The 16268-nt window shown below is 45.2% G+C and carries 14 protein-coding genes; 1 reads left to right on the forward strand and 13 read right to left on the reverse strand.

Annotated features, from left to right (window positions below; genetic code table 11):
- The 13 genes from L870_RS0113090 to L870_RS0113150 all read right to left on the reverse strand — a co-directional run bounded on the left by L870_RS0113090 (position 1) and on the right by L870_RS0113150 (position 10412).
- Positions 1 to 252: an acyl carrier protein gene (locus L870_RS0113090; RefSeq protein WP_028518523.1), complete on the reverse strand. Its 252-nt coding sequence runs from the start codon at positions 250 to 252 to the stop codon at positions 1 to 3.
- Entirely contained in the window at positions 252 to 1811 is a 1560-nt protein-coding gene (locus L870_RS0113095) for a class I adenylate-forming enzyme family protein (RefSeq protein ID WP_028518524.1), read from the reverse strand. The genes L870_RS0113090 and L870_RS0113095 overlap by 1 nt, the downstream gene beginning before the upstream one ends.
- 3 nt (positions 1812 to 1814) lie before the next feature.
- Entirely contained in the window at positions 1815 to 2936 is a 1122-nt protein-coding gene (locus L870_RS0113100) for an alpha/beta hydrolase (protein ID WP_037272357.1), read from the reverse strand.
- Positions 2937 to 2963: 27 nt separating this feature from the next.
- Positions 2964 to 3320, reverse strand: a complete 357-nt coding sequence (locus tag L870_RS0113105; RefSeq protein WP_028518526.1) for a tautomerase family protein — start codon at positions 3318 to 3320, stop codon at positions 2964 to 2966.
- 95 nt (positions 3321 to 3415) lie between these two features.
- Positions 3416 to 4624, reverse strand: a complete 1209-nt coding sequence (locus L870_RS0113110; protein WP_028518527.1) for a beta-ketoacyl-[acyl-carrier-protein] synthase family protein — start codon at positions 4622 to 4624, stop codon at positions 3416 to 3418.
- Between the two features lie 32 nt (positions 4625 to 4656).
- On the reverse strand, positions 4657 to 5778 hold the full coding sequence (locus L870_RS0113115) for a 3-hydroxyacyl-CoA dehydrogenase family protein (protein WP_028518528.1): 1122 nt from the start codon (positions 5776 to 5778) through the stop codon (positions 4657 to 4659).
- 2 nt (positions 5779 to 5780) lie between these two features.
- Positions 5781 to 6485 carry an enoyl-CoA hydratase/isomerase family protein gene (locus tag L870_RS0113120; protein WP_028518529.1) on the reverse strand — a complete coding sequence of 235 codons (705 nt, stop codon included), beginning with the start codon at positions 6483 to 6485 and terminating at the stop codon, positions 5781 to 5783.
- Positions 6478 to 6918, reverse strand: coding sequence for a hypothetical protein (locus tag L870_RS0113125; protein ID WP_028518530.1), 441 nt, complete (start codon positions 6916 to 6918; stop codon positions 6478 to 6480). The genes L870_RS0113120 and L870_RS0113125 overlap by 8 nt, the downstream gene beginning before the upstream one ends.
- Entirely contained in the window at positions 6905 to 7315 is a 411-nt protein-coding gene (locus L870_RS0113130) for an acyl-CoA thioesterase (RefSeq protein ID WP_028518531.1), read from the reverse strand. The genes L870_RS0113125 and L870_RS0113130 overlap by 14 nt, the downstream gene beginning before the upstream one ends.
- Positions 7312 to 8031 (reverse strand): enoyl-CoA hydratase/isomerase family protein, encoded by a 720-nt coding sequence (locus L870_RS0113135; RefSeq protein ID WP_028518532.1) that lies wholly within the window; start codon positions 8029 to 8031, stop codon positions 7312 to 7314. The genes L870_RS0113130 and L870_RS0113135 overlap by 4 nt, the downstream gene beginning before the upstream one ends.
- Positions 8032 to 8040: 9 nt before the next feature.
- Positions 8041 to 8343, reverse strand: coding sequence for an acyl carrier protein (locus L870_RS0113140; RefSeq protein WP_028518533.1), 303 nt, complete (start codon positions 8341 to 8343; stop codon positions 8041 to 8043).
- A 50-nt stretch (positions 8344 to 8393) separates the two neighbouring features.
- Positions 8394 to 9284 carry an ACP S-malonyltransferase gene (locus L870_RS0113145; RefSeq protein WP_028518534.1) on the reverse strand — a complete coding sequence of 297 codons (891 nt, stop codon included), beginning with the start codon at positions 9282 to 9284 and terminating at the stop codon, positions 8394 to 8396.
- Between the two features lie 501 nt (positions 9285 to 9785).
- Positions 9786 to 10412 (reverse strand): ECF transporter S component, encoded by a 627-nt coding sequence (locus tag L870_RS0113150; protein ID WP_037272360.1) that lies wholly within the window; start codon positions 10410 to 10412, stop codon positions 9786 to 9788.
- A gap of 523 nt (positions 10413 to 10935) precedes the next feature.
- Between L870_RS0113150 and L870_RS17730 the strand changes: the two genes are divergently transcribed.
- Positions 10936 to 16268, forward strand: a 5333-nt coding sequence (locus tag L870_RS17730) for a SpaA isopeptide-forming pilin-related protein (protein ID WP_037272362.1), incomplete at its 3' end; no start/stop codon positions are given.

Genomic DNA, 16268 nt, shown 5'->3' on the forward strand with positions numbered 1-16268 from the left:
TTATTCCTCGACAGGTGTGCCCTTTTCGTTGAGGAGGTCGAAAATCTCGCCTACCTTGCTGATAGAAGCAACCAGTGAAAGAGGCACACTGAGTTTGAAGGTATCTGTTATTTCAGAACCGAGTCCGAAAAGTCCGAGTGAATCGAGATAGAGGTCGTCGTAAACGTCAGTATCTCTTGTTATCTCAGAAGCGTCAACGCCTACATAATCTGAAATTGCCTGTGTGAAATCTTCAAATTTAAGATTATTCATTATTTATACTCCTTTTTTCTCAGATATTTGAACTGTATCTTGCCGATATCCTTTGGTATCTCCTCAACGGGAACTACCTTATCGGGCACCTTGTAGGCGGAGAGCTTTCCGTCAAAGTACTTTGCGATATCGCCTCTGGTTATTCTTGCGTCGCCCTTTGGCTGGATATATGCAACTATCTGCTGTCCGATAACAGGATGCGGCTCATCTGTAACAGCTGCGGCTGCTATCTTTGGGTGAGTGAGGAGACAAGCCTCAACTTCCTCAGCGTGAACCAGATTTCCTCCGCGCTTGATGATACGCTTGCTTCTTCCTGCGAAACGAACGATACCGCCGGGGAGCTTGTTTACAAGGTCGCCTGTGCAGAACCAGCGTCTGCCCTGCTCGTCCGTGAGTATCTTCTCGGCTGAGAGCTCGGGATTGCCGAAATATTCAGTGATAACGCCGTCTGTGTATACACAGAGCTCACCTGTTTCGCCTTCGGGTACATCATTCTTGTTCTCGTCGATAACGCGAACATCAGTGAAGCTGAGCTTCTTGAAATCGCTTGGGTCTGTGCCGTTGTCGATAGCTGAATCCCATACTACCATTGTACAGGTCTCAGAAGAACCGATAACGTTGATAACACGGATATGGAGCTTCTCAACGAATATATCAGCTATCTCCTTGGGGAGAACTTCGCCTGCGAAATAGCAGATACGGACGCTTGAAAGGTCGTACTTGTCAAAGTCAGGTGTGGAAAGAAGCACCTTTGCCAGTGTGGAAGTGAGCTGGATAACGTTTATCTTGTACTTCTGAACTGTCTCGAGGAATGTGATCGGGTTGAACTGTGGCTGATACATAACTGTACCGCCCTTGAGAACCATCTGCTGTCCCATGCCGAAGCCGCCCTGATGATAGAGAGTCATGCCCAGCATCATTACGTCGTCAGAACTGAATTCGAGGTAGTCGCCCATGTCCTTCTGTGTGGAAAGGAATCCGCCCGATGGTACTGAGAGCAGCTTTGGGATACCTGTGCTGCCTGATGTGCAGGCAAGTGACAGCGTGTGGAGGTACTCAGGTTCGTATATATCGCACTCACTGCTGCCGTACTCTGCCATGAACTTTTCAGCAGATGTGTAGCAGGAATCAGCAGGTATAACGCTGTTGTCCGCAAAGCATATTACTTTGCCGAGTGTTATCTGTGAAGGCACAAGAGCGCTTACTGCTTCGATTATATTGTTGTTTCTGTATTTTTCGGTAATGAACATTACCTTTGATGTGGTAGCGGGAATAAGCTTTGAAAGCTCCAGTGAGCCGCTCTGAGGATCCATGGGGACAGGCTGTGCACCTATTCTTACTGCCGACCAGTAAACGATGAACCATTCGATGCTGTTAGGCATACAGATGCCCACCTTGTCGTCCTCGCCCAAGCCGAATTTCTTCATTGCTGAGCCGAGTACGGCTGTCTTTTCCATAAACTGAGCGTATGTGAGCTCGTTTTCATCAATTCTCAGGAGCACCTTATCTGGTGTTTCCTTAGCATATTTTTCGTAGTAATCGAAAAACTTTTCCGACATTGCTTATTTCCCCCCATTAATTCTTTCAGCGATAAAGTCCGCTGCTATCTGCTTTACCCAGTGATACTGCTCACCAACAGGCATTGCGTGCATGATAGTTTCTTCTGAAACATAAGCAGGCTTATCCTCTATGTGTATGCTCTCCTTATAGCCCTGAGCCTTGTCAAGGAGCTTCTGTGAAGCCTCGGGAGTCATCCAGTTGTCGTCGCTGCTGTATACCATAAGGAAGTCAGCCTTGTGAGTACCCTCTTCAAGCGTTTTCATGCCTTCAAGATAGTCGTCAGCGTACTGATATGAGCTCCACTTGCCGCGCTTCATCCATACAGGGATACTGCCCTGATCTGCGAAGTTCATAAGGAGAGGGAAAAGGCTTACGCAAGCCTTTACCTGCTTGTTCTTTACTGTTGCACGGAAGGCGTAGCCGCCGCCCATGCAGAGTCCGAAGTTTGCAATTTTCTTTTCATTGAGCTTCTTGTGATTTTTCACGAATTTGTAGATGCCGTCGAAAGCAGCTTCTATCTGCTTGCCGCCGCATTTGATATTGTTGTGGATTATTGCTGCGCCTGCACCGGGCATATCAGGTGTGATGACTGCGATCCCCCTCTCGTTGAGAGGGTCTGACAGCATTTCAAGCTCTTCCTTGCAGCTTCCTATACCAGAGTAGGTTATAGCTACAGGATAGTCTGTTTTTCTGCCCGAATCGGGGTAATGTATGTAAGCGGGGATCTTGCCGTATTTTGTATCTATTTCAACGTATTCAACTTTATTCTTGCAGAGTTTGATGTAACGCTTATAGCTTTCCTCAAGACCTTTGTATATCTCGGTCTTGTGTTCGAGGTCTTCGATATTGATCATAAAGCAGGCATAATGGCACTGTGTTACCATTTTTGCGTATGCTTTTGCCGAGAGCTTATTTCCCTTAGCTTCTGCTTCGTCGCGGAGCTTTGCATAGCGATCTATCTTAGCGTGCCATTCGTCGAGCCAAATTGCCTGTATCTGTTTGCCGCTCTTGACCTTTATATTATCTATCTTCTTGAGTATATACTCAAGATCAAATGGATCAGCTCCGTAGAGGAGTGAACGTGTAGCTACGGGGTTAAGCAAATCTCTTATTGCCCATTTCATATTTTTATCTTATCCTTTCATATAGGGTCAGCCTGTGTAACGCCATGCGCCTTCACGGGTCATTTCCGTGAACTGCATATATATGCGGTAGGGGTCAGCATGGGTATGCTTCTGTATAAGACTGAGCATTCTGTCTGCCAGCTCTTTCAGAAATTCAGCTTTGCAGTCTGCACATTCCTGTGGAAGTATGTAACGAAACTCTGCAAAGAATACTGTATCCTCGCTCTTGTTCATATACATTGAACAATCGTCGAGCATCACCATTATTGCAGGCAAAGGCTTTCTGAGTATTACAGAAAGCTCTGATGCAGCTTCGTCAAGAAAATCTGTGCGTGCAGCATCTGAGCTGAATCTGAAGTTTGTCTTCATCTGTGCTATAGGCATTTCCTTTTATCCTTTCGATCTTTCCAAACTTTAAATTTTAATATCCGTTATTATCTTTTACAAATCCTATCAATATCTTTTACTGTTTTACAGAGTCAGTTGTATTTTCTGAATACAAGTGTTGCATTGTGACCTCCGAAGCCGAAGGAGTTTGAGATAGCAACGTCTACCTTGTGTTCCTGTGGCTTGTTGGGAACGTAATTGAGGTCAAGTTCAGGGTCGGGTTCATCATAATGTAGTGTTGGTGGTACTATACCTGTTTCCATTGCTTTTATGCAGGCGATTGCTTCCAGTGCGCCGCCTGCGCCGAGAGTATGACCGATAGAAGCCTTTACGGATGATACAGGGATATCGTAAGCCCTTTCTCCGAATACTTCCTTTATTGCCTTTGTTTCGTAGAGGTCGTTGAGACCTGTTGATGTGCCGTGTGCGTTTATGTAGTCAACAGCGTCAGGTGAGATGCCTGCATTGTCAAGAGCAAGTCTCATGGATTCTGCCATGCCTACGCCGTCTGTTTTGGGAGCTGTAAGGTTGAAAGCTTCACCGCACATAGCTGCGCCTGCAAGTTCGCAGTATATCTTGGCTCCGCGAGCCTTTGCCGATTCCTCGGATTCGAGGATAACAGTTCCGCCGCCCTCGCCCATGATGAAGCCGTCACGGTTCTTTGTAAACGGACGGGCTGCTGTAGCAGGGTCAGGGTTTACGGACATTGCAAGGAGCTGATTGAATCCGCTTATAACGAGATGTGTAACTGTATTTGAGATGCCGCCTGCGACTACCATATCGCAGAGTCCCGATTCGATGAACTGCTTTCCGAGAGCCATAGCGTATGCTGATGAAGCGCAGGCTGTGCTTACATTGAAGGCAGGACCTGTGAAGCCGTATTTGATGGAAACAAGAGCAGGGAGCTCGTTAGGCATCTTCTTGAGAGTTATGTTGAGGGGCTTGTCAAGCTCGTAGTCCTCGAAGGAATTATCGATAACACCGTAGATAACGCCGACTTTTCTGCCGTTGTAGGTGGTGATATCGACTCCGCAGTCTGCGATAGCCTCGCCTGCGGAAGCAAGTCCCATTCTTGTGGTAGTAGTGGTTGCATTGAGCTGACGCTTTTTCCAGTATTTTCCTGCCTCAGCCTCAAATGCTTCGTCAACCTCGGCAGCAACTGTAGTATCGTGCTTGTCGAGGGGGATACGTGTGATAGTTCTCATACCGCACTTGCCTGAAATGAGTCCATTCCAGTAGTCCTCGGCGGTATAGCCTATTGATGTAACGGCACCAATGCCGGTAATAACAACTTTTTTCATAAATGATACCTCATATCTTATATCATGGTGGTTTATGCCAGTGTTTTATTCCATACATCATCGCTCTGATGTATGTATGAGCCGAAGCTCGTCTTTGTGCTCAGCTCGTCAAGAGCTGCAAACAGCTCTGCGATACCGTACTTTTCAAGGTATGCAGCAGGAGGCTCGGCAATGCCGAGGGTATCCTGTACAGCTTCAAGAAGCACGTTTTTGTCGCCGCTGTATTCACTTGCCGCATTTACAGTCTCGTTAAGGATAAGAGCAGCCATATATAAAGGAGCTTTTTCACATGAGTTTCCGCTGTCGGTCTCATGCTCCTTCATAAAGTCAAGGAAACACATTGTTTCCTTCGGGCAGCCTTCCTTCAGCCAGCCGTTCATTTTTTCACAGCCGTATCCGAGAAGCCCCTTGTTCCTTTCAATGCGGAAGTTATCAGGACTGCCTGCCATAAGTCCGAGTCCTACGCTGTCAAGCACCTCGAACGGAGGAGCAACGGGGAACATTTCCGAAAGCCCCCTGTTGAGCTCGGCTGCCGACACATTCAGGCTCTCTCTGAGATATATTGCATGAGAGACCATGCAGGCGAGTATCTGGTTGAGATAAATATGATAATCTCCCGAAAAGACGATAGGCTTTTTTCCTGCTGTCTCTACCAGTGCGGTAGCCTTTTGTATACAGCTGTCGGCGGTATCGGGAAGTATGTTTAGTTCAACGAAGCCCGTAAGCTTTACGGGGTAGAAGAAGTGGAGTCCGAAGCATCTTTCCTTATGAGGAACGTCCTCGAATACGGATGATATGTTCAGAGAAGATGTGTTTGAAAGCAGGAGACAGTCCTCTGAAACTGCCGCTGCTGCCTTTGCGAATATGTCCTTTTTGGCAGCCATATTTTCAAATACTGCTTCTATTACTATATCGCAGCCGCTGAGAGCAGCTGTATCATCGGTGAACAGGAAAGAGTCCTTTTTGAACTCATACTGTTCTTCGGTTATCTTTTTGCGTTTAAGGCTCTTGCCAAGTGTTTTCAGAACTGCTGCGGTGTTTTCCTCTGCACCGAAAAGGTCGATGACAACGAACTGTGCGTCGGGCAGCTTATCAAAGAAAAGCGAGAAAATATCCTTTCCCATTTTTCCGTAGCCGATAATACCTATTTTCATATTTATGCCTCCCTGCTCTGTAAGTAAGAGGTGATATAGGGCTTGTAATTATCAGGATCAAAGTCTTTGCAGTTTTCGGAGATATATCCGATAAGAGCAATTGCCTCGGCAGTGCCCTGTTTCTTTTCTGCAAAGATATCAGCCCAGCCAAGCTCAAATGCTTCCTCGGCAGGGATAAGCTCACCTGACATTACAAGGGTATAGGCGTTCTGAATACCGCATATTTCGATAGTTCTTGCAACTCCGCCCAGTGCAGGAAGTATGCCGAATGTGCTTTCAGGCTGACCTACTCTTGCGTTCTTCTCGATTATTCTGTAATGACTGTTGACAGCGATCTCACTGCCTGAACCAATACAGAAACCCGTTACCACACTGATGACTGGAAACGGGAGTTTACGAAGAAATGTGAAGAAATGTTTTTGCTTGATGTGACCCTCGGGAAGAACTCCTGTAGAGTCGTCGTAGATTTCGTTTGCGGAGCGTTCCGAAAGAGCATCTACATCAGCACCTACGCTGAAGTGTCTGCCTGCCCCTTTGATTATTAGTCCTTTATATTTGCCGTTTTCAGCTTTTTCTTCGATATCGGCCATAACAGCCTCATACTCTCTGAAAAAGTCTGCTGTCATAAGATTGTTGCCCGGCATATTCATTGAAAGAATGAGGATACCGTCCTGTTCCTCAAGTATCATGCCGCTGTTTTCATTCATTGGAGTTACCTCCGTTCTTGTCTGCCATAAGGCGGTAGAAGGCTCTCGACTCGATCTCGAGCACCTTTTCCGCAGGAGCTGTGCGCGATGCTGTGAAGCAGGCGTTTATCTCCCTTATCTGTTTTTCTGTCTTGTCCTTGAAAAGCTTTTCCGTATACTCATCGACTTCACCGCTTCTGAGTCTCAGATCAAAAAACGGAGCAAGCTTTTCATCTGTACCGTCATCAAATGCAGTTGCTGAAATAAACTCAGCCTTTGCGAAAAACTCCTTTACTGCGGAGATCTCCTCGCTGCTGTTTCCGGCAACAGTATTGTTTTCAGGATATATGATGACGAGACAGGCTCTGCTGAGTTTATCCTTTTCTGCGATAAGCTCATGCAGAGACGATATACCATTGATCTTTGCGGTGTATCCGTTTTCATTTATCGTCATTATTTCTTCCTTCTATGCAAGCTCTCAAGCCTTCGGGGACATCGCAGATAATGCGTTCCTTGTTGACGTATACGAGCTTGCCTGTGACCTTGCATGATACGAGACCTGTTGTCTCGTTTATTATCTTGTGCTTGTAGCTGACTATTCCGCCTGTGCAGGTGACCTCTGTATCTATCCTTACCTCGTCCAGCAGATGGAGCTCGTGCATATATCTCTGACTGCTTTCCATGATAACAGGGAAGAGACCTTCTTCCTCGAGTATGCCGAGTATGCCGCTGACCTTGTAGAAGTTCCACAGAGCCGTTTCTGCGTACTGTAAATAGACAGCATTGTTGACGTGGCCGAATGAGTCAAGCTCATAGCCTCTTACCGTGAGATGGTACGAAGTTTTCTTCATTTTTTTGAAGCCTCCGCAAGAGCTGCCTCAAATTTTCCCTTTGACGGGTCGGTAACACCGTCTGAAGCAAGATTTATAGTATCTATTATAGCGTGTATCTGTGTGAGGGACTTGCCGTTGAGAAGCTCCTTGACAAAAGCCTTTGTTTCGTCGAATGAGTTCCTGTTCTCACTGAGCTTTGTAACGAGACCCATGTCCAGTGCTTCCTTTGCGCCTATCATTTCTCCGCAGAGTATCATCTGAAGTGCCTTTTCCTTGCCCAGCAGTCTGTACAGCCTCTCCATGCCTCCCATTCCGGGAACTACGCCGTGCATTATTTCGGGAAGTCCGAGAAATGCTGACGGTGAAGCTATCCTGAACTGACAGCTGAGAGCTATTTCAAGTCCGCCGCCGAAGCAGCCGCCGTTGATAGCAGCCGCAGTGATAATAGGCAGTTTTTCGATAGTGCGGAGAAGCTCTCTTGCATTTTCAAGTTTTTCCGATAATTCATTGCTGTCTGACTCGCCGAAAAGTGACACATCAGCACCGTGTGAGAAGTGTCTGCCCTTTCCTGTAATAATAAGAGCCCCTACCTGCGGATTTTCGTCCAGCCAGCCGAGGAGCTTCTTACGGTCTGCGAATTCGGGTTCTGTCAGAAGATTTTTCGGCCCGTTGTCAATTGTAAGTACAGCAATATTATCTTCGGCATAAAGCTCTGATAAATTTGTCCTTAGCATTCAGACCTCTCACTGATTAACGATATCGTTTCCGTACTGATAGATTTTGCAGAACATTTCAACAACATCGCTCATTGTGTTCATAGGAGCCTTGAGCATATACTTGCCGATGCTCTGAAGTTTGATATCAAGGTCATATTTGTCGGCAGTCATCTCGATAAGCTCGACAAACATAAGTGAATCGCTTCCGAGGTCGTCCTGTGGATTTGTCTCCATAGTGATCTCATCTTTTTCTACTTCACATTCCTCTGCATAGTAGTCAAAGATCATGTCCTTGATTTCCTGTCTGATTTTCTCTGTGATCTCTCTCATTTTTAAACCTCCAATTAATTTCTTCCCCTTTTGCAAGGGATATGAAAAATTCACACATCTTCAAGAGTGTAAATTTTGCATTTCCTGCTTACCCGTGAGAACTTGCTTACGGCACCGTTCGCACTTACGTCAAAAAATTCAGTCACGCCCAGTTCTTCAAGCTTATTCAGTGCAAGATCCCAGCGTATGGGAGTATACACATTGAGCTGATTTTCTGTCATGACCTGTTTTCCTGTAGTCATAACCTCTCTGTTGAATATGGAAAGGATAGGATATACAGGGTCTTTATATTCTGTAGAAGCACAGAAATCAACGTACTCCTGAGAATATTTTTTCATTATCGGATGGTGGTAGGCAACGCCGGTACCGAAGCTGAAAGCCTTTATTGCACCCTCGTTCTGGCACAGAAGGAGGGCTTTTTCGACTGCGTCCGAGCGGCCGCTTATCATTACGTGGAATTTTGAATTTCCGCTTCCGATTATGATCTCGTCGGGTGAGAACTTGTCAGCGAACATCTCTTCGATGTCACTGTAGGAGAAGCCTATAACGACACCCATATCGAGTTTTTCGTCATGCTCCTCAAGACAGCGCATTGTTGCGCGGTTCATCATGATTATGTCGTGTGCGAATTCATGGGGCACAGCTCCGAAGCAGCTGCTTATGCTGACTATTCCCGAGCTGTATCCTGCGCCTATGTCTGGTATTATGTCCTTGCTTATATAGTGTTCATAAACGACTCTGTCACATATGAGAGATATCAACCATTCTGCGACTCTTCCGTCGTAAGCTTTGTTTTTTTCAAGATCTTTGTTTAATCCGAGCCTTCCGAATGCAGTTTCAAGATAGAATTCGTACTTATCCATGAGTTCAGGCGGCAGGTTTACCAGAAGCTTTTCGGGTTTTGAACCGATGCCGTTGAACAGGAATGCTCTGTTGTACATTATCTTTTCTCCTTATATATTATAAATACATCTTATCACCTATTTGGTGTGCTGTCAATAGATAAAATCTGAATTTTGCAATTTTTGAGCAAAACGTTAAAAAAATCACATTCTCATAACACAATTTTATAAATTAGTGCGATTATACGATTTGTTATATATTTTTAAACAAAAGCACTGACTTTCGGGAATGCCCCTTTATAGGGGATTTTCACCGCTATATAAAGCCTGACACGGTATAAGTGATAGATTGTGTATCATTTTGGCACGACCAAAATTGGTTTGACCTTTTAAACAAAATTGGCACAATGTTATCGAAAGAAATATATAAATTTCATATGGCTTAATATACGTTATGGTAATTTGATGCACTAAGAGCAGGCGCAATTTTTGAAAAGAATATGGTATGTTTATTTCATTTTACGGTTGCTGTAAACACAGGTTATTTACTGTAAAAAAATAAAAGCCTTTTCCGTTTTTGGAAAAGGCTTTATTGTGTGGTCAGCTTTCTTTTTTCTTGGGGGCTTTGATAAGCTTTGCCATGAAAAGAGCGGTTCCGACACCGCCTGTAATGATAGTACAAACTATCATTTCAACAAGGGCGTTTACACCTACGAAGCTTATTATGAAAGGAATGACGCTCTTGCCCTTCATAAGTCCCTGTACGTACTCTGTGTTTCCGAAAAGGAAAACCAGTGAAAACATGAAAAATGCTGTATTCATAAGAGCTGTAAAGAAACCTGTAACGAAGCATGAGATGCGTACATCTGTGAGTTTGGAAAGTATCTGGAAAATAAGACCTGCAAAGAAGCCGTCAAGCAGACGCGGTACAAAACGCTGTATGAAAGCAAGAACAGGGTTGATGTCTACAAGTATAGCACCCATTCCGCTCAGTATTCCTATACCGAAGCACTGTAAAAAGCTGAATATACCGAAAACGCCTCCGATGATAGCTCCGCCTATAGGTCCCATTGTTATAGCAGCGATTGCGATAGGGATAATGTTGAGTGTGATTACCAGCGGACCTACAGGAATAGAACCGATCGGTGTGAACGAGAACACGACTATGATCGCAGTCAGCAAACCGAGCAATACTATTCTTTTGGTGTCAAATTTGAAACCATTCATTTTAAATTTTCCTCCTTGTTACTACTCCCTGAAAGGGATATAATACAATGCATATAATACATATATGATATCACAAATTGTAAAGTTTGTAAATGTCTCAATTTACAGAAAAAGCTTAACAACTTGTTCTCGAATAGTACATATTTTACAAATATAACATTTATATATGGTTGTTTGACGATTAAACTAATTTAAAATAATACAGATGGTATATTTGATGAGTGGAAATTTTTTGTGTTTTTTGCTATAAAGTCAACTGCGTTCACAATGACAGTTGACCCGTTATAGTGGAATTTTGTGGAACTTGCTATCGTAATGGCGAAAGTCACGTTAACCGAGAGCAATGTGCACAAATATTCTAAAAATATTTATGAAATTTAGTAAGTGTTAAAATATTGCAATTTGTATACCACTATGTTATAATAATAAGTGCAAAAATCTGTAATCCTATCATAATGCGGACAAGCAGTAGGATACCTTTACGGGGAATTGTAAAAAATAAAAGAAAGGATTGGTTATGACCATGAAAAAATCTTTGGGGAAAAGATTTATAAGTGGCGTTACATCGGGAATACTTGCAGTCACCTATGCCCTGCCGGCAAGTCTTCTGCCGGCTGCTGCCGAAGATGGAACGTCAAACCCGAAGTATGGTAAGGACTATGCCGTTGAGGACATACTCAGCGAATATGCATACTTTATCAAGGATGATGCCAATATCGGCAATCACACGGTCGGTTCGATAGCTGTAGGCGGCACCGGAGTTATAGATCACTTCGGCGAAGGTGCTGTATCGCCATCGTTTATAGGCAACATCGAAAAGACAGGAAACTATCAAAGCGAAGCTCCGTTCCTTTATGGCGAAGACATAAGAGAACGCTACAAGGGACAGCCTGTTTACTATCACGAACACAGTGAAGGGCTTTCTTATCTTGATTTTGAGGGCTCTAAGTTCCAGAAGATAGATAACGACTTCATCGACTTCAATGAGGCATTCGCAAAGATAAGCGAATGGTCGGAGTCTAAGAAGAATGCTTCTGATGCATACAGGCTCACGGCTGACGATGTTGAGGATAGAGAGCTTTGGTACGGCAATAATATCAAAGTCATCTCAATTGATTTCGACACTATGCCCTCAAATATCGTTATTCCGAAGGATATTTTTGAATCAGCAGATCTTATAAGTCTTAACGGCGATATAGCAAAGATCGCTACAGGCGGATATACCATTACCCTTGAAGGTATTGACAAGGCAAACCTTACGTTTGACGGAAATACCGAGGGCGGCTTCAAGCAGGTCGAGTTTGCGGGCGTTGATTCAGGAAAAAATACTACAGCATTCCATGCACTCGGCGACAGTGCGATTACTCAGAACGGACAGATAAACCTTGATGCGGGAATGAATTTCGTATGGAATTTCCCTGATTCATCAGAGGTAAACTTCAAGTTCGGCGGCGGTCATATTGTTGCTCCGAATGCATCATACAGCAACGACGGCGGTAACAATGAGGGAAGCATAATCGCTAAGAGCATTGCTTTCACAAAGGCTGAAGCCCACTTCTATCCTTACTTCCCGTTATCAGGTGAAAGACCGGAGAAAAAGAAAACATCTGATGTTTCCTTCTCAAAGGTAAAGGATACTACCGAGATCACAGAAACAACTGCTGACGGGTACAGCGTAAAGAACGCAGGCGAAAAGATCAGCGGTGCACATATGGTCCTCACGCTTGATACTCCTGACAAGGAGGGTGAGACACTCAGCGGTGTAACATCAAATCTTGACAGCAGAAGCGTTGAAGATGGCAAGCCCGCTATCAGCGATAAAGTCATCAAGTGGACCACAACAGACACTGATCTGACATTAAAGGGACTTCCAGACGGTAAGTATATCCTTAGCGAGGAAAATGCTCCTGACGGATGTCAGCCAATAAAGTCAACAGTTATTACTGTAAGCGAAGGCAAGGTCACTTCCGATAATACATCGGGAGTTATCATAAAGGATAAGTCAGGCTCTGCTCCTGCTTCTTTAGCCGTTGTCGATGAAGTATATACAGTTTTCATACGCAAGGCAAGAACAGTTTCAGAAGGCGTTGATACACCTGTTTCAGGTGCTGTCCTCAGACTTTCTGGCGTTGATGAATACGATCAGCCGATAGATATGTCCAATGTAAGTGCAAAGGATATACAGTACTTTACAGATAATGGACACGGCATTCAGCTCGGCGGAGTTGATTCACAGCTTGCTGCATACAAGCTTGCTTCAAACAGCATAGAGAATATTGCAGCAGACAAGAAGGCTTCATACGAATTCAGAACAATAGGTTCGACAGTAGCTTTCACAGGTCTCCCGGCAGGTACCTACACAATTGAAGAGCTCTCTGCTCCCGCAGGCTTCCTTTCAGCAGCTTCAAAGACTTTCGTTGTTTCAAAGGATTCGGACGGAAGACTTGCAATGACAAGCGGCAGGGACGCAGACGCTTCTCAGGACATCGTAACTCTTTACGACAATGTTCAGCTCATAAAAATAAGCAAGGCTGACATCGGCGGCAAAATAGTTGAAGGTGCTGAGTTCGAGCTCTCAAGAACAGATAACAATTTCCTCGGCAATGTTTCTGTTGCAGCTGAGAATGACGAAGCTTACGACAGGATCATTGAGCTCCAGGCTGATGATTCAGACGGAGATGATTACAATGATAAGGGCGTCGAGATACAGCTCAACGGCACACAGTCATTCACAGTCCGCGGAAATACAATGAATCACATCAGCATTAACGGCAAGGCTGTTAATGCAGTAAATAAACAGAACACTTACTTATATGAAAGCAGTGCGTCGGGCAACCTCATCATAAGCGGTATGTACGAAGGTGATTATACTGTAGAGCTTGACGACGGAACAGGATTTATCCTCCGCTGCGACAAGGGCGAAAAGGAGATCTCAGAGATCACTGTATTCTGTGCTCCTAAGAGTTCTGACAATAAGGACGATCTCAAGGACAGCACAGCTATCCTTTCATCTGACAAAAAGACCATCTCCTTCAAGGGCGGCACTGTTGATATTGCCAGCCTTGAGGACGGCGAGTACGTTCTCAAGGAAACAGCAGCACCCAATGGTTTTGCCAAGGTCGAGTCAGAATTCACATTCGAGATCAAAAACGGAGAAGTTACTTTAAAGAGTGCCGACACTACAGGCTTTACTGTAAAGGACGGCAATAACATCATTATCACAGACAGCGTTTCTGAGATAAGCATATACAAGTATTACGATTCAGTCGGAAATACAACTCCTGAGGATACAAGCGAAGGCGCTGACATGAAGCTTACATTCGTAAAGGCTTCCGATAAGGCAGCTCAGGAGATAATAGATGCAAGAAACCTTAAGGTCGGCGAGTCTGCAAAGTGGAACTCAAAGCGCGAGAACCCAAGAAAGTTCATCGGACTTATGGACGGTGAGTATCTCCTCGAAGAGGTAAAGGCTCCTGACGGATATCAGGCTGCTGAGCCAAAGACAATAATCATCAGGGACGGTGTTATTGCAGGCGACGGCACAACAGAGTTCCTTCTCAATACAAAGAAGGGCACAATCACTCTTGACAAGAAGGCTCTCGGCGGTGAGTATATCGCTGACGGCACAGCAGAATTCACTATCAAGCCGAACGGCAACGGTGCAACACTCAAGGGCGTAAGCATCAACGGCAGCGAAGATCTCGGAGATGTTGCTGAATACAAGTTCAGCGGTCTTACATCAACATTCAGAGGGCTTGTTGACGGCGATTATATCCTCGTTGAGGATACAGCTCCCGCAGGCTACTCTGTAGTATCAGAGTTCAGGTTCACTGTTAAGGGCGGCAAGGTCGAAAACGTAGAGAGTGCTACAAACGGCAGATCCTACAAGGACGATAAGGGCAACATCGTAGTTGAAGATGCTCCTATCATAAAGCTCAGCAAGGAATCACTCGGTGCAAAGCCGATCCCTGAAAGCGCAGGCAAGGCAGAGTTCACACTTATTGCAAACGATGAGGGGGCAAGCCTCAAGGGCGTTAAGATCAACGGCACTGAGGTAACAGAGGATACAAACGAGACAAAGTTCAAGGGCAACGCAGTTGACTTCGAGTATCTCGGTGCAGGCAGCTATACTCTCGTAGAGGATACAGCTCCTACAGGCTACTCTGTAGTTACAAAGTTCAATTTTACAGTTGATGAAAAGGGCAGGGTATCAAACGTTGAGACAACTACAAACGGAAAGTCATACATCGGCGAAAACGGTGAGATAGTTGTTGAAGATGCTCCTATCATCAAGATAGACAAGAAGGAAGTAGGCGGCGAGCCTATCCCCGAGGAATCCGGTAAGGCTAAGTTCAAGCTTACAGCTGAGGGTGAGCAGACTCTCGAGGGTGTAAAGGTCGACGGCGGTGAGGCTATCGGCAAGGGCGTTAAGGAAGTTGAGTTCGACGGCAACACTGCTGAGCTCGAATATCTCCCTGACGGCAAGTACAGCCTTGAAGAGACAGCAGCACCTGACGGCTACACAACTATTACAACATTCACATTTGAAATCGAAGACGGTGTTGTAAAGAACACATCTGTAGTAACAGACGGTGACAAGAAGGTATCAGATGACGGAAAGACAATTGAAGTATTTGATACTAAGTCAACTATCAAGATAGACAAGCAGGCACTTGGCGGAACTCCTATCCCCGAGAGTGCAGGCAAGGCTAAGTTCACACTTATCGCAAACGATGAGGGCGCAACTCTTCAGGGCGTTAAGGTAAACGGCAAGACTGTTGAAGATGATACAGCTTCTGTAGAATTCGACGGCAATGCAGCAGAATTTGAATTCCTCAAGGACGGTCAGTATACTCTCAGAGAGGATACAGCTCCTACAGGATATTCAGTAATAACTGATTTCACATTCACAGTTGAGAACGGTGTCGTTACAAAGAGCGATGCAGTTACAACAGGCAGAATTACAGTTTCTCCTGACGGCAAGAAGATCGTAGTCGAGGACGCTCCTATCATCAAGATAGACAAGAAGGAAGTAGGCGGTGAGCCAATTCCCGAGAGCGCAGGCAAGGCTAAGTTCAAGCTTACAGCTGAGGGAGATCAGACTCTCGAAGGCGTAAAGGTCGACGGCGGCGAAGCTATCGGCAAGGGCGTTAAGGAAGTTGAGTTCGACGGAAACGCAGCCGAGCTTGAATATCTCCCGAACGGTACATACAGCCTCGAAGAGACAGCTGCTCCTGACGGATATACAACTATCACAACATTTACATTCGACATCGTTGACGGTACAGTTACAAACGTAAAGGTAAAAACTGACGGCGATGCAAAGGTTTCCGAGGACGGAACAGTTCTCGAGGTATTCGATACAAAGTCGGTTATCTCGATCGACAAGAAGGCACTCGGCGGCGAAGAGATTCCTGCTGAGGCAGGCGGTGCAACATTTGTACTTACAGCAGAGGACGAGGGCACAACACTCGAGGGCGTAACTATCAATGACGGTAAGGCTCTCGGCGAAGTTAAGTCAACAGAGTTCACAGGCAACGGTACAAAGTTCACAGGACTCAAGGACGGTAAGTACAGTCTTGAAGAAACTGCTGCTCCTACAGGATTCAAAACAGTAACAAAGTTCACATTCGATATCGAAAACGGTGTCGTAAAGAACGTTGATGTTGAGACAGACGGCGATGCAGTAGTATCAAAGGACGGCAAGGTACTCGAAGTATTCGATACAAAGTCAGTCATCTCTATCGACAAGAAGGCACTCGGCGGCGAAGAGATTCCTGCTGAGGCAGGCGGTGCAACATTTGTACTCACAGCAGAGGACAAGGACACAACACTCGAAGGCGTAACTATCAACGA

The organism is Ruminococcus flavefaciens ATCC 19208, assembly GCF_000518765.1.
GTDB lineage: Bacteria > Bacillota > Clostridia > Oscillospirales > Ruminococcaceae > Ruminococcus > Ruminococcus flavefaciens.

What these genes read in the sequence shown, in the direction of transcription:
- L870_RS0113090 (WP_028518523.1), bottom strand. Translation starts at nt 252, where the DNA reads ATGAATAATCTTAAATTTGAAGATTTCACACAGGCAATTTCAGATTAT.
- L870_RS0113095 (WP_028518524.1), bottom strand. Translation starts at nt 1,811, where the DNA reads ATGTCGGAAAAGTTTTTCGATTACTACGAAAAATATGCTAAGGAAACA.
- L870_RS0113100 (WP_037272357.1), bottom strand. Translation starts at nt 2,936, where the DNA reads ATGAAATGGGCAATAAGAGATTTGCTTAACCCCGTAGCTACACGTTCA.
- L870_RS0113105 (WP_028518526.1), bottom strand. Translation starts at nt 3,320, where the DNA reads ATGCCTATAGCACAGATGAAGACAAACTTCAGATTCAGCTCAGATGCT.
- L870_RS0113110 (WP_028518527.1), bottom strand. Translation starts at nt 4,624, where the DNA reads ATGAAAAAAGTTGTTATTACCGGCATTGGTGCCGTTACATCAATAGGC.
- L870_RS0113115 (WP_028518528.1), bottom strand. Translation starts at nt 5,778, where the DNA reads ATGAAAATAGGTATTATCGGCTACGGAAAAATGGGAAAGGATATTTTC.
- L870_RS0113120 (WP_028518529.1), bottom strand. Translation starts at nt 6,485, where the DNA reads ATGAATGAAAACAGCGGCATGATACTTGAGGAACAGGACGGTATCCTC.
- L870_RS0113125 (WP_028518530.1), bottom strand. Translation starts at nt 6,918, where the DNA reads ATGACGATAAATGAAAACGGATACACCGCAAAGATCAATGGTATATCG.
- L870_RS0113130 (WP_028518531.1), bottom strand. Translation starts at nt 7,315, where the DNA reads ATGAAGAAAACTTCGTACCATCTCACGGTAAGAGGCTATGAGCTTGAC.
- L870_RS0113135 (WP_028518532.1), bottom strand. Translation starts at nt 8,031, where the DNA reads ATGCTAAGGACAAATTTATCAGAGCTTTATGCCGAAGATAATATTGCT.
- L870_RS0113140 (WP_028518533.1), bottom strand. Translation starts at nt 8,343, where the DNA reads ATGAGAGAGATCACAGAGAAAATCAGACAGGAAATCAAGGACATGATC.
- L870_RS0113145 (WP_028518534.1), bottom strand. Translation starts at nt 9,284, where the DNA reads ATGTACAACAGAGCATTCCTGTTCAACGGCATCGGTTCAAAACCCGAA.
- L870_RS0113150 (WP_037272360.1), bottom strand. Translation starts at nt 10,412, where the DNA reads ATGAATGGTTTCAAATTTGACACCAAAAGAATAGTATTGCTCGGTTTG.